We start from the raw sequence: 25,168 nt of genomic DNA, 5'->3' as shown, positions 1-25,168 counted from the left end.
CTGAATCATCCGGTAACTTAGGTTTATAATAGTAAGCACAACGGCTTAAGCCAACAATGGCACAACTCATAGTAATAGTAACTGAATGATTTTGTTGTCGTTGCTGTGCCCACGTTTTACGTGCCTTTGTGGGCACTAAAGCTTTTTTATGATTTCTTCCTGAAGCTGGGATTTTAAGCTCAGTTCGGCAAACATCTGCTTAAGCTTGCGATTTTCAGCCTCCAGCTCCTTTAAGCGTTTGATATCCGAAGTTTCCATTCCGCCGTATTTTTCTCGCCATTTATAGAAAGTTGAATTACCCATGCCATATTTACGGCACAGTTCTTTAACCGGAATACCCGCTTCAGCTTCTTTTAAAATAGCGACAATTTGATGTTCAGTCATTTTTTTCATAATTAAATCCCCTTTTCTTTTATCATAGAGAATTTTCTACTTTTTTGCTGTACTATTTTAGGGGATAGTTACAATAAACGGGTATATCGGGTGTATTGTGAATTAAAGCTTAATCTCAGAGTAAAACGAAAAAAACGCATTCCTCCACGATGCTCGGAAAGGTTATTAGTCCCCAATAAACAAGGTGAATGTTGGTCAATGGATTTTATGAGTGACAGTAGTCGTAATCAACGTCGCTTTAGAACATTCAATGTCATCGATGACTTTAATCGTGAGGCGTTAGGGATTGATATTGCAGTAAGCTTACCAGCAGGAAGGATTACCCGTTACTTAGATAAACTGGCTGAATATCATGGGTATCCATTAAAAATACGAGTAGATAATGGACCAGAATTCACCGGAAAAACCTTTATAAACTGGGCTAAATCACATGATATAGCCATTGATTATATAAAGCCCGGTAGCCCTTATCAAAATGGTTACATTGAACGATTTAACCGGACTTATCGAACTGAAGTGTTAGATTTATATCTTTTTAACAACCTAGCGCAAGCAAGGAGAATAACCGAAGAATGGCTAACCATTTATAATACCGAAAGACCGCATGAGGCATTAAATAACATGACACCGATTGAGTATAAAACACTAAAACAAGCAGCTTAATTTTATACGTGAGTTGTGTACTAAGTTTGGGGCATTTACATAAAAAGTATCGGTAATTTCAATAAGCGATTTAATTTTTTCAAACCTGTTAAAGTCATTACCAAAGTCTCTATAAGCTTTTTGTAGACAGTAAACACCAGTATCAATCATTTAAACACGTGATTTTGCATCTTTTCCAAAATAAACTATAGCAATTCTTTGAAATGATTAACTGACTAAATTTAATTCCGTAATTTTTTACTTAGGGCTTAATTTTTACAATAAAAATCATTTTTAATATAAGAAAATATCAGTATATAAGATAATATTTAGATCATAAAAAACATCCACGCTATGCGTGGATGGTATATTTGGTATGTATATAAAGTAGAGTGGTTTTTTGCGAAAAATTACATCATTCCGCCCATACCACCCATGCCACCCATACCACCAACAGCACCTAAGTCAGCCTTATCATCTTTAGGTAAATCAGTTACCATACATTCAGTTGTAATCATAAGACCAGCAACAGATGCAGCATATTGTAATGCACTACGTGTTACTTTAGTTGGATCTAAAATACCCATAGCAATCATATCGCCATATTCTTCAGTTGCGGCATTGTAACCATAGTTACCTTTACCACCTTTAACGGCATTAACAACAACAGATGCTTCTTCACCACAGTTAGTAACGATTTGACGTAATGGAGCTTCCATCGCACGAAGTGCAACTTTGATACCAACATTTTGATCTTCGTTTGCACCCTTAAGTTCTGAAATAGTAGTTGCTGCACGAACAAGAGCAACACCGCCACCAGCTACAACGCCTTCTTCAACTGCCGCACGAGTTGCATGTAATGCATCTTCAACACGAGCTTTCTTCTCTTTCATTTCAACTTCGGTAGCGGCACCAACTTTAATTACTGCAACACCACCAGCAAGTTTTGCAACGCGTTCTTGAAGTTTTTCTTTATCGTAGTCTGAAGTTGATTCTTCAATTTGTTTACGAATTTGTTCAACACGCGCAGAAATTAAAGATTCTTCACCAACACCATCAATAATAGTTGTATTGTCTTTGTTGATTACAACACGTTTTGCTTGACCTAAATCTTCAAGAGTAGTTTTTTCGAGTTCTAAACCGATTTCTTCAGAAATGACAGTACCTGCAGTTAAGATTGCAATATCTTGTAACATTGCTTTACGACGATCACCAAAACCAGGAGCTTTAACAGCTGCAACTTTAACAATACCGCGCATAGTATTTACGACTAATGTTGCAAGTGCTTCGCCTTCAACGTCTTCTGCGATAATCAATAAAGACTTACCTGCTTTAGCTACAGCCTCAAGCACTGGTAATAATTCGCGAATGTTAGAAACTTTTTTATCAGCTAATAAAATATATGGGCTATCTAATTCAACAGTTGCAGTTTCAGGTTTATTAATAAAGTATGGCGATAAGTAACCGCGATCAAACTGCATACCTTCAACAACATCAAGCTCATCTTGTAAACCAGTACCATCTTCAACGGTAATAACACCTTCTTTACCTACTTTTTCCATTGCCTGAGCAATTAAAGTACCAACAGTTTCATCAGAGTTAGCTGAAATTGTACCTACTTGAGCAATGGCTTTAGAATCCGCACATGGCGCAGATAATTTTTTAAGCTCTTCAACAGCTGCAACAACAGCTTTATCAATACCACGTTTTAAATCCATTGGATTCATGCCAGCGGCGACAGCTTTTAAACCTTCATTAACAATTGCTTGAGCAAGCACGGTTGCAGTAGTTGTACCATCACCTGCTGCATCATTCGCTTTAGAAGCCACTTCTTTAACCATTTGTGCGCCCATATTTTCGAATTTATCTTCTAATTCGATTTCACGAGCAACAGAAACACCGTCTTTAGTAATTGTTGGTGCACCAAATGATTTATCTAATACAACATTACGTCCTTTTGGACCTAAAGTCACTTTAACTGCATCAGCTAATACATTAACGCCTTTAAGCATTTTAATGCGAGCGTCATTACCAAATTTTACATCTTTAGCTGCCATTTTCGTATTTCTCCTAAATTCTGTATATAAATTAAATTAGTTGTCAGTTATGCCTGTACAATAGCTAAAATATCGCTTTCAGACAAAATAAGTACTTCTTCGTTATCGATTTTTTCTGTTTTAACGCCGTACCCTTCATTGAAAATTACGATATCCCCCACTTTTACATCTAACGGCTGTACTTGACCATTTTCTAAAATGCGACCATTACCAACAGCTAAAACTTCACCACGAGTTGATTTACCTGCTGCTGAACCAGTTAAAACAATACCGCCAGCTGATTTTGATTCTACTTCTTTGCGTTTAATGATCACACGATCATGCAATGGACGAATTTTCATTAGTTATCTCCTAGCACTAATTTTTAATTAAGATAATTTTTAACAAAAATCATAAAATTATAGTTTTATGATATAGTGAATTGTAAATGGGGATCATTTTATATTCTTCAAGAGAGGAATTATAAAAAATTTGCCAATCGATTATTTATTCATCATCCTTTCGAACAAAATTGCCCTCGATAATATCATCAGGTCGGTTTATCGTTGTTGAAGAGGTAACTTTTGACTTCATAGGCATTTTTCTAACAATAAATTTCACTAAATATTCTTGAACATGGGGGATTAACAAAATCGCTCCTAAAATATCAGTCAAAAAACCAGGAATCAGCAAAAAGAAACCAGCAAAAAATAAAGCAATGCTTTTAATCACTTCATTTTTTAAACTTTGTTGGCTAACAATTTTTTGCTGCATAATACTAAAATTTTTTAAACCTTGTGTTTTAACTAATGAAAAACCAATAATCGAAGTGGCAAGAATGCAGATCAATGCAAGAAAAACACCAATTGAATTAGCAATGATTACAAAAAACTTAATTTCACAATAAACATAAATAAAAAAAACAGTAAAACCAATAAATCGCATATAACAATTCCCATAATATATTGTGATATTGTTAGATTATAGCTAACAATATAAAGGCTATAAGTTATTTTTCAACCAAACAACCTATTTTTTAAAAAAATCTCACAAAAAGAATTGACGAATAACCTAAGATAGTGTTTAATGTGCATCCATTGTTGCCCGGATAGCTCAGTCGGTAGAGCAGGGGATTGAAAATCCCCGTGTCCGTGGTTCGATTCCGCGTCCGGGCACCAATTTTCAAAAGAAAAAACCAGCATAAATTGTTTTGATATCAAGAACCTCTATCAAATAGTTTTTCGTCTTTTTTAGTAATCAGCTATAACAATTTAAATCTACTTCTGGAAAAATATAAGTATATTGAGTGTAATGGCGCATGTATTTCTAAAATTGTCCGAAGAATTTTGTTAATAAGCATTATATTTATTTACATATAGCATTTTTCTCATCCAGATTATTTTTTCTTAACACTTCAAGTTTGCATAAAGCAAATCATAGTAGTGAGCATATACCTAATATTTTGCGGAGAATTAGGTAATATCTTTTATAATAATTTAAAAAGAACAGCGAAAAAACCTTAGTTGGAATGCCCTACACTGCACTAGATGATTATACTCAGTATTAAGATAGAAAGTATTTCAGAATAAAAACGGTAAAGTAAAAAGGATACTATGCCAAAAACATATAATTCTAATTAATAAAAGAACAATAATCATATTGCTCTTTTTTATTAATTATACTCAAATTTTTTATAGCAAAGAATAGTCCCTACTTCGCAACAATTACCATTGCTGGGCGAATTAATCGACCATTTAAGGTATAGCCTTTTTGGATGGTATTTACTATTTGACCTGATTGATGTTCTGGTGATTCAACCATGCTAATTGCTTGGTGCACATCAGGATTTAGTTGTGAATCTTCAGTATTAATCACTTCAATACCAAATTTTTTGACAGTATCTAGGAATGATTTTAATGTCAGTTCTAACCCTTCAACAGTTGCTTTATGCTCAGGATTGGTTTTATCTGTAGATTCTAAAGCTCGTTCTAAATTATCAATAACGGGTAATAATTCATTAGAGAATTTTTCTAGTGCAAATTTACGCGCTTTATCAACATCTTGTTCAACACGTTTACGAACATTATCAATTTCAGCTCGCGCACGAATCATGGCTTCGCTTTCATTTTTTTTAGCCAACTGTAATGCTTGTTCTAACTCTGCAATACGTGCATCTTTTACGTTTAATTGCTCTTCTAGACTTGGTTGCACTGGAGCTTCTTGCTCTGTTGTTTCTTCAGCTAGTGTGTCAATGTTAGTTTCATTTTCTGACATATTTTTATCTTGCTCTGTCATAAGGTACTCCAAATAATGTAGTCGAAAACTTAGTGAATTACGGTTATTATGGGGACAATTTTTATGATTACAAGCTTATCAGTAAATTGATATGTAATTTTTTGACCTGTGACGAAAAAATACATATCGTTTATATAAAACAATAACAAGGATATTTTATGAATACACCTTTTAAATGCATTGGTCTGATTGGACTTCCTCGTAAATTAGAGGCAATCGAAACTCATCAAGTGCTTTATGATTGGCTTGTTAATCTTGGTATTCATGTGCTAGTTGAAGATCGCTTAGCGGATCATATTCAATTTCCAGTTAGCCATTACGCTTCGTTAGAAGCAATTGGTGAACAAGCTGACCTAGCCATTGTTGTGGGTGGTGATGGAAATATGCTACGTTCAGCTAGGTACTTGTCACACTATAAAATCAAAGTGATTGGTGTTAATCGAGGTAATCTCGGTTTCTTAACGGATATCTCGCATGAACAAGTAATTGAACAATTAAGTCCTGTTATTGCCGGTGAATATAAGGAGGATCCTCGTTTCTTATTAGAAGTTTCCATTTATGATAATGGTAATTTGATTAATTCGAGTTTCGCCGTAAACGAAATTGTCGTCACTCCTAACACTGTAGCGCATATGATTGACTATGATGTTTACATTAATGAACGTAATGCGTTTTCACAGCGAGCTGATGGGTTAATTATTGCAACGCCAACAGGCTCTACCGCTTACTCGTTATCGGCTGGAGGTCCTATTTTAGCGCCTCATTTAGATGCATTAATTATTACGCCAATGTTTCCGCATTCGTTAGCAGTTAGACCTTTGGTTATCAAAGGCAATGACCCAATTCATCTTAAATTTCCAACTACTGCGCTTGATTTAAATATTGCCTGTGATAGCCAAATTATTTTACCGGTCAAACCAACGCAAGATGTGATTATTCGCCGATCTTTATATGAATTTAATTTAATTCATACCAAAGATTATGATTATTTTAATAATCTTTCGACTAAGTTAGGATGGTCGCAAAAGATGTTTTAATCTATTTTTGTAAAAAACTTTCAGGAAAGTATGCGTTTTAGTATAAGATTACATCTTAAATAACCAATGTCATGATATAAACGGTGAATGATGAAAAGATAGCTGCAATCACATCATCCACCATAATACCAAAACCGCCAGGTATACGTTTATCAAACCAACGAATTGGCCACGGTTTTGCCATGTCAAAAATCCTAAATGCTACAAAGGCTATCGCAATCCACATAACAGAAAGTTGTGGAATAAAAAATAGGGTGATCCACATGCCAACAAATTCATCCCATACTATATGCCCTGAATCGTGCGTATGGATATCATCCGATGTTTTTTGACAAATAAAACAACCAAAAATAAAAGTCACTAAAATAAAGACCCAGTATAAATTTGGTTGTAAACCATAAAATAATAGCCAAAGTGGAATCGCCATTAACGATCCCATTGTTCCCGGCATAATTGGAGATAAACCACTACCTAGTCCTACAGCTAAAAAATGAATGGGATTGGTTAACTTTAGGAATTTTTTAAAATCTTTATTTCGTTCTTGTTTTGTCATAATCTAATATTCTTTTAAATAAAATTTGCCGACATTAAGCCGGCAAAAAGAAAGTGCCTAATTTTTTAGCTAAACATTTAAGTATTGATTATGGCAATATTATTCATCTTTGGCTAATGTTGCAACCATTACCGCTTTAATGGTATGTAGCCTATTTTCGGCTTCATCAAAAACAATACTATGTTCAGATTCAAACACATCATTAGTCACTTCAAGTCCATTGGTTAAACCATATTGAGCTGCCATCTGTTTACCGACGGTAGTGTTCATATCATGAAAAGCGGGTAAACAGTGCATGAATTTGACATTTGGATTATTGGTAAGTTTAATAACATTTTCATTCACTTGATAAGGTGTTAATAATTTAACACGCTCATCCCAAACTTCCTTAGGCTCGCCCATTGATACCCATACATCAGTATATAAAAAGTCGACGTCTTTAACTCCTTTGGCAACATCTTCGGTTAAAATAATTTTTGCACCCGTATTTTTTGCTATATCTTGGCATTTTTGTACAAGTTCGGCTTCGGGATGACAGGCCTTTGGTGCAACTAAACGAATTTCCATTCCCATTAAAGCCGCACCTTCCATTAACGAATTTCCCATGTTATTATGGGCATCGCCTAAATAGGCAAATTTAATGCTACTTAATGGGCGATTGCTTATATGCTCTTTCATTGTCATAAAATCGGCTAAAATTTGGGTTGGATGTGCTTCGGTCGTTAGGCCATTCCATACTGGTACACCAGCATATTGGGCTAATGTTTCAACGATCTCTTGGCCATAACCACGATACTCAATACCGTCATACATTCGACCCAGCACGCGTGCGGTATCCGCAATTGATTCTTTATGACCGATTTGACTACCACTTGGTCCTAAATAAGTGACATTTGCACCTTGATCAAATGCACCAACCTCAAAAGCACAACGCGTACGGGTGGAGTCTTTCTCAAAAATTAATGCAATATTTTTACCAATCAAATGTTGTTGTTCTTGCCCTTGTTGTTTGGCTTGTTTTAATTCGATAGCAAGATTAATTAATTGATTGATTTCGGTAGAGGTAAAATCAAGTAATCGTAAAAAATGACGCTGATAAAAACCGTGCATGATATAGCTCCTAATAACCGTAATGATTTAAATGATTCTATTTGAATAATTATGCAAATTCAAGTTAAACATCATAATAAGTTTAACATTTTACCTTTATGCTGAAGTAAGTCTCAAAAATTAGACTTATTATTAAAATAATTTTTATAATATTGCTTTTTTTGTACAAAAAAGTGTAATAAAATGACCAAAAATTGTATCTTTGTAGCCAGGTGAAATTGAATTTTTATTCAAAATTCATGATAATTCATTCAAAGGATCTTTTAGTCATGCAAACTTATGCCCTCCTTATGTTACAAGATGGTTCGCAATTTATCGGGAAATCAATTGGTGCTGATGGTCAAACAGTTGGGGAAGTGGTATTTAACACCTCAATGACAGGTTACCAAGAAATTCTTACCGATCCGTCTTACTGTGAGCAATTGGTTACATTAACCTACCCGCACATTGGTAATGTAGGAACGAATGATACCGATGCCGAATCGAACCAAGTTTATGCAAAAGGTTTGATTATTCGTGATTTGCCATTATTAGCTAGCAACTATCGAAGCGAACTCAGCCTTTCTAGCTATTTAAAAAAACATAATGTTATTGCCATTGCGGATATTGATACGCGGCGCTTAACCCGTATTTTGCGTGAAAAAGGTGCACAGCATGGCGTCATCATAACAGCAACGGACAAAACGACCTTACTTGAAAAAGCCGAAATAGCTAAACAGCAGGCAATCGATTTTAAAGGATTAAGTGGGCTTGATTTAGCCAAAGAAGTGACTTGTTTGACAAGTTATATTTGGTCACAAGGCATGTGGACAAGGCAACAGCAACAGCCTGCTCCAAAACCAGAAAGCCAATTACCATATCATGTTGTTGCTTACGACTTTGGTGTAAAACATAATATTTTGCGAATGTTAGTTGAGCGTGGTTGTAAATTAACTGTTGTACCAGCCAAAACGACAGCAAAACAAGTCCTTGCTTTAAAGCCCGATGGGATCTTTTTATCTAATGGCCCTGGAGATCCTGCACCTTGCAGTTATGCGATTAATGCCATTAAGCAGTTTTTAAACACAGATATTCCTATTTTTGGCATTTGTTTAGGTCATCAACTTCTTGCGCTTGCTTGTGGTGCTAGAACTATCAAAATGAAGTTTGGTCATCATGGTGGTAATCATCCTGTTAAAGATCTAGAAAATAATAAGGTAATGATCACTGCACAAAATCACGGCTTCGCTGTAGATGAAGCAAGCTTACCAGCTCATTTACGAGCGACGCATAAATCACTGTTCGATGGTTCATTACAAGGCATTCATCACAATCAAAAACCGGCTTTTAGTTTTCAAGGTCATCCCGAAGCCAGTCCTGGGCCTCATGATGCAGCATCGCTTTTTGACCACTTTATTGAGTTAATTAAAATTTATAAGCAGGAGCAATAATCATGGCTAAGCGAACAGATATAAAAAGTATACTAATTATTGGTGCTGGCCCAATTGTTATTGGTCAAGCATGTGAATTTGATTATTCTGGTGCTCAAGCCTGTAAAGCACTGCGTGAAGAAGGTTATCGTGTTATTTTAGTTAACTCTAATCCTGCCACTATCATGACAGATCCTGAAATGGCTGATGCCACTTATATTGAACCCATTCATTGGACAAGCGTTCGTAAGATTATTGAACAAGAAAGGCCAGACGCCATTTTACCAACCATGGGCGGTCAAACAGCGTTAAACTGTGCATTAGAGCTTGAAAAACAAGGTGTATTGAAAGAATTTAATGTTGAAATGATAGGTGCAACAGCAGATGCTATCGATAAAGCCGAAGATCGGAAACGCTTTGATGAGGCGATGAAAAAAATTGGTCTTGATACCGCTCGCTCAGGGATTGCTCATTCACTTAAAGAAGCTTACGCCGTTCTTGATCAAGTTGGTTTTCCTTGCATTATTCGTCCATCATTTACCATGGGGGGCACCGGTGGCGGCATTGCTTATAATACCGAAGAGTTTGACGAAATTTGTACGCGAGGACTTGATCTTTCGCCAACCAATGAACTACTTATTGATGAATCATTAATTGGTTGGAAAGAATATGAAATGGAAGTAGTTCGAGACAAAAATAATAACTGCATTATTGTTTGTTCAATTGAAAACTTCGATCCAATGGGTATTCATACTGGTGATTCAATTACGGTGGCTCCGGCACAAACTTTGACGGATAAAGAATACCAAATCATGCGTAACGCTTCGATCGCGGTACTGCGTGAAATTGGTGTTGAAACTGGTGGCTCCAATGTACAATTTTCGGTTGATCCAAAGACTGGGCGATTAATTGTTATTGAGATGAATCCACGGGTGTCACGATCATCTTCCTTAGCTTCGAAAGCAACGGGCTTTCCTATCGCGAAAATCGCCGCCAAACTGGCTGTCGGTTATACGCTTGATGAATTATCTAATGATATAACAGGTGGAAAAACTCCCGCCTCATTTGAACCGTCAATTGATTATGTTGTTACCAAAATTCCACGCTTTAATTTTGAAAAATTTGCTGGTTGTAACGATCGTTTAACCACACAAATGAAATCAGTTGGTGAAGTGATGGCCATTGGTCGCACTTTTCAAGAATCAATACAAAAAGCGTTGCGAGGGCTTGAAGTTGGCGCTTCAGGATTTGATCCTAAAATTGATAATTATACTGATGAAAAAAATATCACCAAAATTCGTTATGAGCTCCAAGAAGCGGGCGCAGATCGGATTTGGTATATTGCTGATGCTTTTAGGGCAGAATTCAGCTTAGAAGATATCTTTTTACTTACCAATATTGATCGTTGGTTTTTAGTACAAATTGAAGAGTTGGTTAACCTTGAAAACAAGCTAAAGGAACAATCACTTGCGCAACTTGATCAAGAAACATTATGGCAATTAAAACGTAAAGGTTTTTCAGATTTACGCATTGCCAAACTACTTAATACCACAGAACAAGCTGTTCGCGATTTACGTCATCAATATCAAATTCACCCTGTTTATAAACGTGTTGATACCTGTGCGGCTGAATTTGCAACAGATACCGCTTATCTTTATTCAACCTATGAGCAAGAGTGTGAAGCTAATCCTCAATTTAGCCGTAAAAAAATTATGATCCTTGGTGGTGGTCCTAATCGGATCGGACAAGGTATTGAGTTTGATTATTGCTGTGTACATGCGGCATTGGCACTGCGTGAGGATGGTTATGAGACCATTATGGTTAACTGTAATCCCGAAACGGTTTCAACCGATTACGATACTTCTGACCGCCTCTATTTTGAATCTGTCACGCTTGAAGATGTGCTTGAAATTGCACATGTTGAAAAACCAGATGGTGTTATTGTGCAATACGGTGGGCAAACACCGCTAAAACTTGCTCGTGCGCTTGAAGCAGCAGGGCTACCAATTATTGGTACCTCACCTGATGCTATAGATAAAGCCGAAGATCGTAAACGCTTTCAAGAAGTCGTCAATAAACTGAAATTAAAACAACCTGTCAACGCCACAGTGACCGATATTAACGAGGCTGTCATTGAAGCAGAAAAAATAGGTTATCCATTAGTGGTTAGACCTTCTTATGTATTAGGTGGTCGAGCAATGGAAATTGTTTATAATGAACAAGATTTACGCCATTATTTTAAAACAGCGGTAAGCGAATCGAATAATGCGCCTGTTTTACTCGATCACTTTTTAGATGATGCAATTGAAGTTGATATTGATGTAATTGCTGATGGTGAGCAAATCCTGATTGGTGGCATTATGGAACATATTGAACAAGCAGGCATTCACTCTGGTGATTCCGCTTGCTCACTACCAACACACACATTAACTGCAGATATTTTAGACAAACTACGACAACAAGCCAAACAATTAGCACTTGAACTCAATGTAAAAGGTTTAATGAATGGGCAATTTGCGGTGAAAGATAATCAAATTTATTTGATCGAAATCAATCCTCGTGCAGCTCGCACTGTACCTTTTGTCTCAAAAGCAACGGGGTTACCTTTGGCGAAAATAGCGGCTCGCGTGATGACGGGGCAATCACTTGCCAAGCAAAATGTGACTAAAGAGGTGATTCCTCCTTATTATTCGGTAAAAGAAGTGGTATTACCGTTTAATAAATTCAGTGGTGTCGACCCAATATTAGGTCCTGAAATGCGCTCAACTGGTGAAGTAATGGGAATTGGTAAAACCTTTGCTGAAGCCTTTGCTAAAGCCCAGCTAGGTAGTTTATCTAATATGAAAAAATCAGGGAAAGCATTATTATCGGTTCGCGATCAGGATAAAACAAGGCTGTTAGAGGTAGCTAAACGGTTAATTACTCATGGGTTTAGTATTGATGCAACTATTGGCACGGCAAAGGTATTACAACAAGCAAATATACCATGCCAAGTCGTAAAAAAAGAAAACGAAGGGCGACCAAATATCCATGACCATATAAAAAATGGCGAATATAGCTATATTCTTAATACCACTTCTGGACGAGCAGCTATTGAAGCCTCAAAAGTATTACGTCGAAGTGCCATTCAATATAAGGTACATTACGATACCACGATGAATGCTGCTTATGCTACAACTGCAGCGCTAGATTACGATCCGGCAAAAACTGTAACGCCATTACAGCAACTTTATTGCTAATCAAAAAGGTAAAGACGAGCGATGCTCGTCTCAGATTGATGACAAAGAGCTCGCTTTTTGGCGAGTTCTTTGATCTAATAGAGAAGAGTCCACTATTAAAAGAAATTCTTCTGTGCTAAAAAAACAACTCCAGCGACACCAGAAAAAATAGAGAAAATCTCGTTAGATGCGCTTGTCCCTCAAAATCACCTTGTTCATAAAATAGCTAAAGTAATTGATTTTGAATTTAATTTACAATAGTCCTTACTTAATCTGACAATATATTTTTCGACTTTAACCAGGCGTTTAATACCATAACTAATGGTTTTATAACGTTCATTTTTACTGGTTAAAAGCACAAAAAGCTTCAATCGGGCTTTCTTCAGTACATTATAAATGGTAGGACGACTGGCCATAAAGCGTTTTGCCAAATCAGTGACCGTTATTTTTTCTTTATGATATAAGCGCCATATCTCTTGTCTGTGATAAGGCGTTAGTTTTGTTTTTCTATGTATATTCATTACAGTAGTTTCTCAAATTACTGTAAACAACGCGAGGAATTTCTACAAATTATTACTCAGCTCCCAATGAATCACTCATCCGGCGAATGGGATACAAATTGTGACGGAGAATTTGAAACCCATGACAGGAAAATGATAAAGGTGAATGCTCTGAACAAATTATCAATTTACCAAATAAAAGAACTTTTTTGCACTATAACGGTGTGGAATATCCTATAACCACTTCTGTAAAATAAAATTGAATATAAATTTTAATCAGTTTTCAAATAAAAAAACCATATAATAAATTCAGAAAGATACATAAATTAAGAATAATTAAAAACATATTCATGTATTCTTTTTCACCATTTTCTTTAATATAGATTTTTTGAATAAAAAATGGCATTATTTTTGCATATTTTATTTGTTACACAATACTTAATCTTAACTATCGTTATATCCGTGTTAAAAGTTATTTTTAATAAAAAGTCGTAATCTTAATTGTGGTGCATAATTGCACCATATTTGTGCTAGTGATGGAGGGTACGAATTTAAACAAAGCGAAAGTTAATTAATATAAAAATTATAACGTTTTACTAAATCTATATATTAAAAAATACGACATTCTTACCTGTGTTTAAATGTTACAAAATCGGTTTACAGTTAAATAATTGGAGTGATTTTATGAGTAATCTAAGGAAATATAAACATAAATTCTTATTGAGTGCAGGACTAATAACAATGCTTGCGAGTGCACAACTTCATGCTGCTGAAACATTGGTTTATTGTTCAGAGGCTTCGCCTGAAACATTTAATCCACAATTAGCAACAAGTGGTGTATCAATGGATGCAAGTGCAGTTCCTGTTTATAATCGTTTGGTAGAATTTAAATTAGGTACTACCGAAATTGAACCTTCTTTAGCCAAATCTTGGGATATCAGCCAAGATGGTTTAACCTATACTTTTCATTTACGCAATGATGTTAAGTGGCATAGCAATAAAGAATTCAAACCAACACGAAACCTAAATGCTGATGATGTTATTTTTACATTTATGCGACAAAAAGATAAAAATCATCCTTATAACAAAGTTTCTGGTGGACAATATGAATACTTTGAAAGTATGGGATTCCCAGATTTAATCAAAGAAATTAAAAAGATTGATGACCATACTGTTGTATTTGAATTAAACCATCCAGAAGCCCCTTTTTTAGCAGATTTAGCAATGTCATTTGCATCAATTTTATCAGCTGAATATGCTGATGCTATGCTTAAGAAAAACACACCAGAAAAATTAGACTTAGTTCCTGTTGGTACAGGCCCATTTACTTTTGTACAATACCAAAAAGACTCCAGAATTCTTTATAAAGCAAATCCCGATTATTTTGGTCCAAAAGCCAAACTTGATCGCTTAGTGTTTTCTATTACACCAGATGCCGCAATTCGTTATGCTAAGTTACAAAAAGGCGAGTGTCATGCTATGCCATACCCAAATGTAGCCGATGTTGAACGAATGAAATCAGACAAAAATATTGTTGTTAAAGAAATGGCTGGCGTTAACATTGGCTATTTAGCCTACAATATGGATAAGCCGCCACTTAATAATTTAAAAGTCCGCCAAGCATTAAATATGGCCGTGAACAAAGATGCGATTATAAAAGCTGTTTTTCAAGGTGCAGCTGAACCAGCTAAAAACTTTATTCCTCCATCAATGTGGAGTTATAACGATGAAGTGAAAGATTATCCTTATGATCCAGCGCAAGCAAAAGAATTATTAAAATCAGCGGGATTAGAAAAAGGCTTTACTATCAATTTATGGGCAATGCCAGTACAACGTCCATATAACCCAAATGCACGCCGTATGGCCGAAATGATTCAAGCAGATTGGGCTAAAATTGGCGTAACAGCTAAAATTGTTAGTTATGAATGGGGAGAATATCTATCTCGTATTCGTGATGGTGAACATGATGCTGTATTAATGGGCTGGACTGGAGATAATGGCGACCCTGATAACTTTTATTCTGTCTTGATGAGCTGTGATGCGGTTAAAGCGGGTTCAAACTATTCACGCTGGTGTTACAAACCATTTGATGATTTATTGCAACAAGCGCGTATTGAGTCAAATCACGAAAAAAGAGTTGAGCTATATAAACAAGCACAAGTTGAAATGCATAATCAAGCACCTGCATTGATGATTGCGCATTCAATGGTTTATATGCCATTACGCAAAGAAGTTAAAGGCTATATTATGGCGCCTCTGTCATTACATGACTTTAACCAAGTTACGCTTGAAAAATAGTATTCCTAACGATTAACCACCAATGTGTGGTTAATCACTACGTTGGGTTTTGCTAAATCTAGTACTATAAACATATTTTTTAATAACTAAATAAATTTTATTTATTTTACAAACAGTAATTTAAAAGCAATACGTAAGAGCTACTACATGTTTCAATTTATTCTAAAGCGGTTAGGTGTACTTATTCCAACGTTTATTTGTATCACACTGCTTACTTTTATTTTTGTTCACCTTATTCCGGGTGATCCCGTTATGGTGCTTGCAGGAGAACGAGGTTTAACTCCAGAACGCCATGCAGAATTAATGACTCAACTGGGTTTGGATAAACCACTTTATCATCAATATTTTCAATATATTATAAACATGCTTCATGGCGATTTAGGAATCTCCTTTAAAAGCCAAATTCCAGTATGGGATGAATTTGTACCCCGATTTAAAGCAACGTTTGAACTTGGATTTTGCGCAATGCTGTTTGCAGTTAGTTTTGGGATCCCAATCGGTGTTCTTGCCGCAGTGAAACGTGGTTCAATATTTGATCACACAGCAATAGGACTATCTTTAACAGGTTACTCCATGCCAATTTTTTGGTGGGGGATGATGCTGATCATGTTAGTCTCAGTACACTTAAATTTAACCCCAGTATCTGGTCGTGTTAGTGATATGCTTTTCTTAGATGAAAGTAATCCTTTAACCGGATTTATGTTAATAGATACTTTATTATGGGGTGAAACAGAAGATTTTATAGATGCAGTTACTCACTTAATTTTACCTGCCATTGTATTAGGAACCATTCCATTAGCAGTAATTGTCCGCATGACTCGTTCTTCTATGTTAGAAGTATTGAGTGAAGATTATATTCGAACAGCACGAGCTAAAGGCGTTAGTAGAATGCGAATCGTCCTTGTTCATGCATTGCGTAATGCAATGATCCCTGTTGTAACCGTTATCGGCTTACAAGTTGGTACAATGCTTGCCGGCGCCATATTGACCGAAACTATCTTTTCATGGCCAGGAATTGGTCGTTGGTTAATTGAAGCGCTACAGCGTCGAGATTACCCCGTTGTACAAAGTGGCGTTTTAATTGTTGCGGTCATAATTATTTTAGTGAATTTATTAGTTGATATGTTGTACGGGGTTATTAACCCGCGTATTAGACATAAATAAGAGTGTTTTTACAGATGAATAAACAGGTTATTACTGAACCAACCAATACGCAAGACACCAGTTTAGCCGTACCTAAACCATTAACGCCTATGCGTGAGTTCTGGTTCTATTTTTCAAAAAATAAAGGTGCAGTCGTTGGACTAGTCTTTATTATTATTGTTGTATTACTAGCTATCTTTGCCAATTTTGTTGCACCACATTCCCCTTCTGAACAATTTAGAGATGCATTACTAACACCACCCGTTTGGATGAAAGATGGCAGTTGGCAATTTATTTTAGGAACTGATGATGTGGGACGAGATATCCTATCCAGACTCATTTATGGTGCCCGTTTATCCTTATTAGTCGGTTGCTTAGTAGTCATTATCTCATTGATTTTAGGGATTACATTAGGATTAATTGCTGGTTATGTAGGTGGTTTTTTAGACAATGTAATTATGCGTGCAGTGGATATCATGCTTGCATTACCGAGTTTACTACTTGCACTTGTATTAGTTGCAATATTTGGTCCATCAATTATTAACGCTTCAATAGCATTAGCTTTTGTTGCATTACCACATTATGTTCGCTTAACACGCGGAGCAACGATTGCTGAAATTAATAAAGATTATGTGATCGCCTCACGAGTTGCTGGGGCAGGTGCTTTACGGCAGATGTTCATAAATATTCTGCCAAACTGTTTAGCACCATTAATTGTGCAAGCTTCATTAGGATTTTCAAATGCGATTTTAGACATGGCCGCATTAGGTTTTTTAGGTATGGGCGCACAGCCACCAACCCCTGAATGGGGAACAATGCTTGCTGACGTATTGCAATTTGCACAATCTGCATGGTGGGTAGTCACCTTTCCGGGCTTAGTAATTTTAATGACAGTGTTAGCTTTCAACTTAATGGGAGATGGTTTGCGAGACGCACTTGATCCTAAATTGAAGCAGTAATGGAGATACAGTCATGGCACTATTAGAAGTAAAAGAATTATCTGTTCAATTTGGTGGATTTAAAGCGGTAGACCACATTAGTTATGACGTTGAACAAGGGCAAGTTGTTGGCATTGTGGGTGAATCAGGCTCAGGAAAGTCAGTGAGTTCACTCGCCATAATGGGGTTAATTGATTTTCCAGGTAAAGTCAATGCCAATGCATTACATTTTGATGGCAAAGACCTGCAACAGATCTCAACCAAAATGCGCCGTAAAATTGTGGGTGCAGATGTGGCAATGATCTTTCAAGATCCGATGACGAGCTTAAACCCATGTTTTACCATAGGTTACCAAATCATTGAAACCTTGAAAATTCACCAAGGTGGCAGTAAAAAAGCACTCAAAGCAAGAGCGATTGAATTGCTTAAATTAGTGGGTATTGCTGATGCAGAAAATCGATTAAAGGTTTATCCGCACCAATTATCTGGCGGAATGAGCCAAAGAGTAATGATTGCAATAGCAATAGCATGCAATCCAAAACTCTTAATTGCTGATGAACCAACAACAGCACTAGATGTCACAATTCAAGGGCAAATTATCGAATTACTGCTTGAATTACAACGTAAAAATAACATGGCATTAGTTCTTATTACGCATGACTTAGCGTTAGTTTCTGAGGCGGCACAAAAAATTATTGTGATGTATGCTGGACAAGTCGTTGAAATAGGTGATGCTGAAATTATCTTTAAAAAACCATTACACCCTTACACACTGGCATTATTACGCTCCCTCCCTGAGTTTACTCAAGATAAAGAACGATTAGCATCATTATCAGGCGTTGTACCAGGAAAATATGATCGACCAACAGGCTGTTTACTCAACCCTCGTTGTCCTTATGCTACTGAACGTTGTTATACCCAAGAACCAGCACTAGTTAGCTATGGTGAAACTAGAAAAGTAAAATGTCATTATCCACTATCAAGCGAAGGGATACCACAATATGAACAATAACATGGAAAATAACGAATTACTGCTTGATGCTCGAAACTTGACAAAATATTATCATGTTAAAACGGGACTTTTTTCTGAAACCAAGCAAGTTAAAGCCGTTGACGGTGTATCTTTTACATTAGGTAAAGCCAAAACTCTTTCGATTGTTGGTGAATCAGGTTGTGGTAAATCCTCATTAGCAAGATTATTAACGATGATTGAAAAACCCACATCGGGAGAACTCTATTTTAAAAACCAGAACCTATTGGATGATGATCAACAAGCTCAAAAATTGCGTCGCCAAAAAATCCAAATTGTTTTCCAAAACCCATATTCATCATTGAATCCACGCAAAAAAATCGGTTCCATATTAGAAGAACCACTAATTATTAATACTGATCTAACAGCAAATGATCGTAAAGCAAAAGTGCTATCAATGATGCAAAAAGTTGGATTAAAAGAAGAGTTTTATAACCGTTATCCCCATATGTTTTCAGGAGGACAACGTCAACGCATTGCTATCGCAAGAGGTTTAATGCTTGATCCCGAAATAGTAGTTGCTGATGAACCTGTTTCAGCATTAGACGTTTCTGTACGAGCACAAGTGCTAAATTTGATGATGGATCTACAGCAAGACCTAGGTTTATCTTATATTTTTATTTCTCATGACCTTTCCGTTGTTGAACACATTGCTGATGATGTAATGGTAATGTATTTGGGTCGTTGTGTTGAACAAGGACGAAAAGATGAAATCTATCGTAACCCTAGACATCCATATACTCAGGCACTATTATCAGCAACCCCAAGATTAAATCCTGATCTTAGGCGAGATAGAATTAAATTAGAAGGTGAATTACCAAGTCCGCTAAATCCACCTATGGGTTGTGCTTTTAATGCTCGATGTCGTTTAGCATTTTCACGTTGTACAACAGAACAACCACAGCTTATTAATTATAATGAACATAAAATTGCGTGTTTCTATATAGAGGACAATAATAAAAGTGACAGTTAATTCTGTCACTAAATTAGATACTAAATCTATCCATTGCATTTTTCTTTTCTTAGAAGATAACAAATTGTCATATTAATAGTTTTATGCTAGTTTCGTACTCATTATTAACTTACAACTGCGATAGACCTAAGATTACTTATGTCCAATTCATCAGCTAAAAAAGTTGCTTTTGCCGCTTTTATTGGTACGACCATTGAATGGTATGATTTTTATATTTATGCCTTGGCATCAGTATTAATATTTGGTCAGCTTTTTTTTCCTGATGATAATCAATTTGTGCAAATCTTAGGAGCTTTTGCCACCTTTGCCGTGGGATTTTTATCACGTCCTTTAGGAGCGTTACTATTTGGTCATATTGGTGATCGTTTGGGGCGTAAAAAATCGTTAATTACTACGTTGGTTTTAATGGGGTGTGCCACCACCTGTGTTGGTTTATTACCCTCTTATCAACAAGCAGGTATTTTATCACCAATTTTATTGGTTACATTACGCATCTTACAAGGGATTGCGGTTGGTGGTGAATGGGGTGGTGCCGTGCTTATGACCAATGAACATGCCCCAAAAGGGTTGAAAAACTTCTTTTCCTCGTTTGCACAGTGGGGAAGCCCAGCAGGAAATATTTTAGCGTTATTGGTCTTTTCTTATATTATCCGTTCACCTATAGTTGAGCTTATTAATAGTGGCTATTGGCGTATTCCATTTTTAGCCAGTTCTATTTTATTAATTATTGGCATTATTGCTAGAATCACCTTAACCGAGTCACCTGTTTTTATCAAATCATGCAAAAAGCAAGCAAACTTAAAGCAAGAATCAACGCCAGTTATTGAAGTTTTTAAAAAATCAACACCGCTATTAATTTTAGGCATTGGCGCTAATGTATTGTCATTTAGTGGAATATTTTCTAATACATTAATGATTGGCTATACCACTATTGCACTAGGTATTGAAAACAAGATAATTGTTGATGCCCTGTTTTGGATTGCGATTGTGCATTTTGTTGTGCAACCTTTTATTGCCTATTTTTCAGAAAAATACTCGGCAACACGATTTTTAATTTGTTCGGCAATCTTAGCAATGGGATCGGTATTTTTATTATTCCCAATCATTCAGATAGGCACAAAAAATAGCTTTATTATTGGTATTTCGCTCAACGTAATTTGCTACAGTGGCTTTTATGGCGTAATAGCGGGCTATTTAAGTCGAGTTTTTCCTACCAGAATACGTTACACAGGGTTATCTATCAGCTATCAAGGTTGCGCTGCCATTTTTGGTAGCCTAATTCCGATGATAGGGGCATATATTATTTATACTTACAAAACTTTTTGGATACCATTAGCCTTGTTTTATTGTTGTTTAGCATTGATATCTATCATCTGTATCTATCTCCTAAACCGCTATCATTACTATGACGAATAATAAGGCAAACATATGAAAACAGTATTATCAATTCAATCAAATGTTGTTTATGGTTATGCCGGTAACAAGGTATCGACATTAGCCATGCAGCTACAAGGCGTTGAAGTTATGCCGATCCATACCGTGCAATTATCCAGTAATACGGTTTATCCTCATTATGATGGCATAGTGCTTGGTGCTAAACAAATTACACGAATAGTTAATAGTCTAGAAAAAATTGGGGTTTTAAAGTCTATTGACGCCATTATTTCGGGCTATATTGGTCTTGCTGAACAAGGCGAAGAAATCTTAGAAGCAGTCAACAAAATTAAATACTATAACCCTAATGCTATCTATGTTTGTGATCCTGTTATGGGTGGCGATATCAATAAAGGTAGTTCACTGCCACAAGGTATTATTGATTTCTTCACTAAGCAAGCGGTTAAACAAGCCGACTATATCACACCAAATTTATTAGAATTACAAATACTTTCTGATATCGAAATTAAAACATTTAACGATGTACTAAATGCAATAAAAAAACTACAAAAACAGTATATTAAGGCTATATTAGTAAAAAATTTGGTGCACGCTGGCAAAACAACCGACCTATTTGAAATGGTGTTAGCAACGCCAACCCAAAACTATCATCTTGCCCGTCCACTATATGACTTTCCACATCGTCCATTAGGTGTGGGTGATTTAATTTGTAGCTTGTTTACAGCTCATCTAATTAATGGGCAATCCCAATTAATGGCGTTTGAATTAGCCGCCAATGCCGCTAATCACGTACTGGAAATCACCAAACAAAAAGAGGCTCGAGAATTGGCAATTATTGATGCTCAAGCGTGGATTAAAAAACCAGATTTACGGTATCGGGGGATGGAGTTGATGTTATAAAAGAATATCATTTCTATGTTATTCTTCTAAACAATAAGTATTTTGTGCTAAAATTTTATATTAATATTTTGATTGATCCTATAAATAAATTTGTGTATTTGCTCATTTTTAAACTACTCTATTGAGTAAAAAAGAGGTAAATACAAATGGACGAAAAAAGACTAAGAGAAATGGCAGCCGAGCTTGCCAAAGGAATAAAAACCCAAGAAGATTTAGGTAAATTAACCGGTTATTATGAATAAACTGGTGATCGAAACGGCCTTAAATGCTGAAATGATCGAACATCTTGGACATAGCGATACAACAAGCATCTAAAAAATGGACAATGCCGATTAAAAATTGGAAAAGTGCGATGAGTCGATTTAGATAGAATTTGGTGACCGATCTCACCGTCACCTTTAACTGGTAAATACACAAAATTTGGGATGGGGTCTTTGCCACAGATCTTGCATTTTCACATGCTTGTGAATTTTTATCTATTTCACCATTACGGCATTTTTTCAAAAATACTTTAAGTTCATCTTGATGCTGTTTTCAGTATTTCACCGTTTTAAAATCCTCACTACAGGCAAATAAAAAAGCAGCTAATGGGACTAAAAATAATATTTTTTCATTGGTTATTCCTTGTGAATATTGATTAGTTAAAACTATATTTTTTTATTTTTAATTTTTAAATCAATTGATCAGTTTGATTTATCAAAAAAAATTCCTTGATTATGACCTATTTTCCCAAATTAATATATTATATACTGACGTTAGTTTATTGTTTGAAAACATGTTGTCATTCCAATTTTTCATTTCATTACATAATAAGTTTTAGGCTTTACTACATGAAAATTTATAAATAAGGGATATAATATATTATGAAAATAGCGCAATTAAAATTATTAAATTTCCGTGGATATGAAGATGTTACCATAAAATTTGCTAACGATTTTAATCTAATTATTGGAAAAAACGATATTGGAAAATCAACTATTCTTGAGGCAATGGAAATATTTTTTAACAATGATGTAGTAAAGGTTGATATAAATGATCTTAATGTTTTTAGTGAAAACAAGACAATGTCTATTCAAATTTCATTTATACCAAGTAATACGACTTATACTATTGATACAATACCAACAAATATTAAAAATGAATACCTTTTGGATCAAAATGGCTATTTAACCATAAAAAAAACTTGGGATTGTAATAATGAAAAATTATCTAGCTTAAAAACGACAATTATATCAAACTATCCAAATAATTTTACTACACCTTTAGTGAACTTAAAAATAACAGATTTAAGAAAATTATTATCTGAGAAATATGCTGATGTAATTGATCTTGACTCTATAAATAAGAATAAAAGTTCAGAAATAAGACAAGCAATATATTGTGCAACTCCTCATTTAACTCTAGAAGAAACGGAAATTGACATAAATAAAGAAGATGGAAAGAAAATTTGGACAGCATTACAAAATGATCTGCCTTTATTTTTCTTATTTCAATCAGATCGAGAAAATAGAGATTCTGATAAAGAAGTACAGACCCCATTAAAAACTATTACTAAAACAGCTATTGCTGAGCTTGAAAGTGAATTGAATCAAGTTAAAGAGAAAATCATTAATAAAGCAATTCAGATAGGTAATGAAACCCTAGATAAGTTAAAAGAAATGAGCCCTGAAATTGCTAATGTATTGAAACCAGAAATGACAAATAAAGCATGGGATACTCTTTTTTCATTCTCATTTAGCTGTGATGATGGGATTCCAGTCAATAAAAGGGGAAGTGGTGTAAGAAGGCTTATCCTGTTGAATTATTTTAGAGCTGAAGCAGAGAGAAAAACATCAGGGAACCGCAATACTATTTATGCTATTGAAGAACCTGAAACTTCTCAGCATCCTGAATGGCAAGTAAAACTTTTTCATGCATTAATGGATTTACCCAAAAATGAAAGAACTCAAGTTATAGTAACGACTCATAGTCCATCATTAGCAAGCCTGTGCCCAATAAATAACATTATTTTTCTATTTAAGAAGAATGGAAAAATTAACATTCAAATAGAAGATAATGTTGATTTGACTGAAGTTGCTACAACGTTAGGTATTCTTCCCAATATACCTGTTGAAACTAGCACAAACCTTAAAGTTATCTTATGTCTTGAAGGACCAACAGACGTAGAATTTTTTGATAATATTTGTAACAACTTTGGTATAGATATTAACTCTGATCCGAAGATAATGTCTTTGTCTCTAGGGGGTGGGACATTGATCTATTGGGTTAATAAAAATTATCTTAGAAAGTTAAATCTCCCTGAAGTTCATATCTATGATAGGGATGTAGCCAAATATGCTCAAGCAGTTGAACAAGTCAATTCTAAGCCAAATTGTTGGGCTGTACAAACACAAATGTTGGAAATTGAAAACTATATACATCCATCTTTATATAAAGAACTTTATCCGATAGAAGATCGGTTTGTTAATTCAACTCCCGATTGGAAAAACTCATGGTCAAATAAAAATATTCCTGAGGAGCTTTCTGCATTTTTAAAATCTGAAAAAGAAGCAGGAAATCAGGAAATTAAAAATGAGAGTGCTAGTAAAATTAAAGAAGTATTTGCAACTCAATTATCTAAAAAGATGAAAAAGGAATTATTCGAAGAGTTGAATGTTTATGATGAAGTAAATGGATGGTTTGAGCAGATAAAAAAACATCTTTAAAATTTAGTTACCATATAGAACTAGGTGTTGTAAATGCCCCAAACTTAGTACACAACTCACGTAGAAAATTAAGCTGCTTGTTTTAGTGTTTTATACTCAATCGGTGTCATGTTATTTAATGCCTCATGCGGTCTTTCGGTATTATAAATGGTGAGCCATTCTTCGGTTATTCTCCTTGCTTGCGCTAGGTTGTTAAAAAGATATAAATCTAACACTTCAGTTCGATAAGTCCGGTTAAATCGTTCAATGTAACCATTTTGATAAGGGCTACCGGGCTTTATATAATCAATGGCTATATCATTTGATTTAGCCCAGTTTATAAAGGTTTTTCCTGTAAATTCTGGTCCATTATCTACTCGTATTTTTAATGGATACCCATGATATTCAGCCAGTTTATCTAAGTAACGGGTGATCCTTCCTGCTGGTAAGCTTACTGCAATATCAATCCCTAACGCCTCACGATTAAAGTCATCGATGACATTGAATGTTCTAAAGCGACGCTGATTACGACTACTGTCACTCATAAAATCCATTGACCAACATTCACCTTGTTTATTGGGTGCTGATAGCCTTTCTGGGCTTCGTGGAGGAAT

21 protein-coding genes, 1 tRNA gene and 1 pseudogene are annotated in these 25,168 nt (G+C 35.4%); 14 read left to right on the top strand and 9 right to left on the bottom strand.

Annotation, left to right across the window (positions count from 1 at the left end; genetic code table 11):
• Nucleotides 1-135 precede the first annotated feature (135 nt).
• Nucleotides 136-393, bottom strand: a complete 258-nt coding sequence (locus tag A9G34_RS08855) for a transposase (protein ID WP_034909955.1) — start codon at nt 391-393, stop codon at nt 136-138.
• 6 nt (nt 394-399) lie between these two features.
• Between A9G34_RS08855 and A9G34_RS08850 the strand changes: the two genes are divergently transcribed.
• Complete coding sequence (locus A9G34_RS08850; RefSeq protein WP_141670392.1) at nt 400-1,056, top strand: IS3 family transposase; 657 nt, start codon at nt 400-402, stop codon at nt 1,054-1,056.
• A gap of 389 nt (nt 1,057-1,445) precedes the next feature.
• Here the strand turns inward: A9G34_RS08850 and groL are convergent, their stop codons facing one another.
• The 3 genes from groL to A9G34_RS08835 form a co-directional block, all read right to left on the bottom strand.
• Nucleotides 1,446-3,092: a chaperonin GroEL gene (gene groL / locus A9G34_RS08845; protein ID WP_065569492.1), complete on the bottom strand. Its 1,647-nt coding sequence runs from the start codon at nt 3,090-3,092 to the stop codon at nt 1,446-1,448.
• Nucleotides 3,093-3,139: 47 nt separating this feature from the next.
• Complete coding sequence (locus tag A9G34_RS08840; RefSeq protein WP_034915350.1) at nt 3,140-3,433, bottom strand: co-chaperone GroES; 294 nt, start codon at nt 3,431-3,433, stop codon at nt 3,140-3,142.
• Between the two features lie 145 nt (nt 3,434-3,578).
• Nucleotides 3,579-4,016, bottom strand: a complete 438-nt coding sequence (locus A9G34_RS08835) for an FxsA family protein (protein ID WP_034947319.1) — start codon at nt 4,014-4,016, stop codon at nt 3,579-3,581.
• A 157-nt stretch (nt 4,017-4,173) separates the two neighbouring features.
• Here A9G34_RS08835 and A9G34_RS08830 point away from each other — a divergent pair.
• A tRNA-Phe gene (locus tag A9G34_RS08830) sits at nt 4,174-4,249 on the top strand.
• A gap of 532 nt (nt 4,250-4,781) precedes the next feature.
• Here the strand turns inward: A9G34_RS08830 and grpE are convergent.
• Nucleotides 4,782-5,366: a nucleotide exchange factor GrpE gene (gene grpE, locus A9G34_RS08825; RefSeq protein ID WP_065569491.1), complete on the bottom strand. Its 585-nt coding sequence runs from the start codon at nt 5,364-5,366 to the stop codon at nt 4,782-4,784.
• Nucleotides 5,367-5,524: 158 nt separating this feature from the next.
• Between grpE and nadK the strand changes: the two genes are divergently transcribed.
• Nucleotides 5,525-6,403: an NAD(+) kinase gene (nadK, locus tag A9G34_RS08820; RefSeq protein WP_065569490.1), complete on the top strand. Its 879-nt coding sequence runs from the start codon at nt 5,525-5,527 to the stop codon at nt 6,401-6,403.
• 55 nt (nt 6,404-6,458) lie between these two features.
• Here nadK and A9G34_RS08815 read toward each other — a convergent pair whose 3' ends face one another.
• Both A9G34_RS08815 and argF read right to left on the bottom strand, forming a co-directional pair.
• A complete protein-coding gene (locus tag A9G34_RS08815) occupies nt 6,459-6,956 on the bottom strand; it encodes a phosphatidylglycerophosphatase A family protein (protein WP_065569489.1) in 498 nt (165 codons plus the stop codon).
• Between the two features lie 99 nt (nt 6,957-7,055).
• Nucleotides 7,056-8,066 carry an ornithine carbamoyltransferase gene (gene argF / locus A9G34_RS08810; protein ID WP_065569488.1) on the bottom strand — a complete coding sequence of 337 codons (1,011 nt, stop codon included), beginning with the start codon at nt 8,064-8,066 and terminating at the stop codon, nt 7,056-7,058.
• A gap of 269 nt (nt 8,067-8,335) precedes the next feature.
• On the opposite strand from argF, the gene carA reads away from it, so the two are divergent.
• Entirely contained in the window at nt 8,336-9,496 is a 1,161-nt protein-coding gene (gene carA / locus A9G34_RS08805; protein ID WP_065569487.1) for a glutamine-hydrolyzing carbamoyl-phosphate synthase small subunit, read from the top strand.
• Between the two features lie 2 nt (nt 9,497-9,498).
• On the top strand, nt 9,499-12,714 hold the full coding sequence (gene carB / locus A9G34_RS08800) for a carbamoyl-phosphate synthase large subunit (protein ID WP_065569486.1): 3,216 nt from the start codon (nt 9,499-9,501) through the stop codon (nt 12,712-12,714).
• Between the two features lie 194 nt (nt 12,715-12,908).
• On the opposite strand, the gene A9G34_RS08795 is transcribed toward carB, so the two are convergent.
• Nucleotides 12,909-13,214, bottom strand: coding sequence for an HTH domain-containing protein (locus A9G34_RS08795; protein WP_065569485.1), 306 nt, complete (start codon nt 13,212-13,214; stop codon nt 12,909-12,911).
• 663 nt (nt 13,215-13,877) lie between these two features.
• Between A9G34_RS08795 and A9G34_RS08785 the strand changes: the two genes are divergently transcribed.
• The 9 genes and pseudogenes from A9G34_RS08785 to A9G34_RS08750 all read left to right on the top strand — a co-directional run bounded on the left by A9G34_RS08785 (nt 13,878) and on the right by A9G34_RS08750 (nt 24,575).
• Nucleotides 13,878-15,491, top strand: a complete 1,614-nt coding sequence (locus A9G34_RS08785) for an ABC transporter substrate-binding protein (RefSeq protein ID WP_065569483.1) — start codon at nt 13,878-13,880, stop codon at nt 15,489-15,491.
• Nucleotides 15,492-15,638: 147 nt separating this feature from the next.
• The gene (dppB, locus tag A9G34_RS08780; RefSeq protein ID WP_065569482.1) at nt 15,639-16,655 is read left to right on the top strand and encodes a dipeptide ABC transporter permease DppB; all 1,017 of its coding nucleotides are present in this window, start codon (nt 15,639-15,641) and stop codon (nt 16,653-16,655) included.
• A 14-nt stretch (nt 16,656-16,669) separates the two neighbouring features.
• Nucleotides 16,670-17,593 (top strand): dipeptide ABC transporter permease DppC, encoded by a 924-nt coding sequence (gene dppC / locus A9G34_RS08775; protein WP_065569481.1) that lies wholly within the window; start codon nt 16,670-16,672, stop codon nt 17,591-17,593.
• 13 nt (nt 17,594-17,606) lie between these two features.
• The gene (gene dppD / locus A9G34_RS08770) at nt 17,607-18,584 is read left to right on the top strand and encodes a dipeptide ABC transporter ATP-binding protein (protein ID WP_065569480.1); all 978 of its coding nucleotides are present in this window, start codon (nt 17,607-17,609) and stop codon (nt 18,582-18,584) included.
• Nucleotides 18,574-19,575, top strand: coding sequence for a peptide ABC transporter ATP-binding protein (locus A9G34_RS08765; RefSeq protein ID WP_065569479.1), 1,002 nt, complete (start codon nt 18,574-18,576; stop codon nt 19,573-19,575). Before dppD ends, A9G34_RS08765 begins: the two co-directional genes overlap by 11 nt.
• A 138-nt stretch (nt 19,576-19,713) precedes the next feature.
• On the top strand, nt 19,714-20,991 hold the full coding sequence (locus tag A9G34_RS08760; protein ID WP_065569478.1) for an MFS transporter: 1,278 nt from the start codon (nt 19,714-19,716) through the stop codon (nt 20,989-20,991).
• Nucleotides 20,992-21,003: 12 nt separating this feature from the next.
• Nucleotides 21,004-21,870 (top strand): pyridoxal kinase PdxY, encoded by an 867-nt coding sequence (pdxY, locus tag A9G34_RS08755; protein ID WP_065569477.1) that lies wholly within the window; start codon nt 21,004-21,006, stop codon nt 21,868-21,870.
• A gap of 146 nt (nt 21,871-22,016) precedes the next feature.
• Nucleotides 22,017-22,164 (top strand): annotated as a pseudogene (locus tag A9G34_RS11005) (IS256 family transposase); the annotation flags it as partial.
• A gap of 569 nt (nt 22,165-22,733) precedes the next feature.
• Nucleotides 22,734-24,575: an ATP-binding protein gene (locus A9G34_RS08750; RefSeq protein WP_065569476.1), complete on the top strand. Its 1,842-nt coding sequence runs from the start codon at nt 22,734-22,736 to the stop codon at nt 24,573-24,575.
• Nucleotides 24,576-24,643: 68 nt separating this feature from the next.
• Here A9G34_RS08750 and A9G34_RS08745 read toward each other — a convergent pair.
• Nucleotides 24,644-25,168, bottom strand: a 525-nt coding sequence (locus tag A9G34_RS08745) for an integrase core domain-containing protein (protein ID WP_176701488.1), incomplete at its 5' end; no start/stop codon positions are given.

The organism is Gilliamella sp. Choc4-2, assembly GCF_001690355.1.
Taxonomy (GTDB): domain Bacteria; phylum Pseudomonadota; class Gammaproteobacteria; order Enterobacterales; family Orbaceae; genus Gilliamella; species Gilliamella apicola_A.
This window is presented reverse-complemented; position numbering and strand designations above follow the sequence as displayed.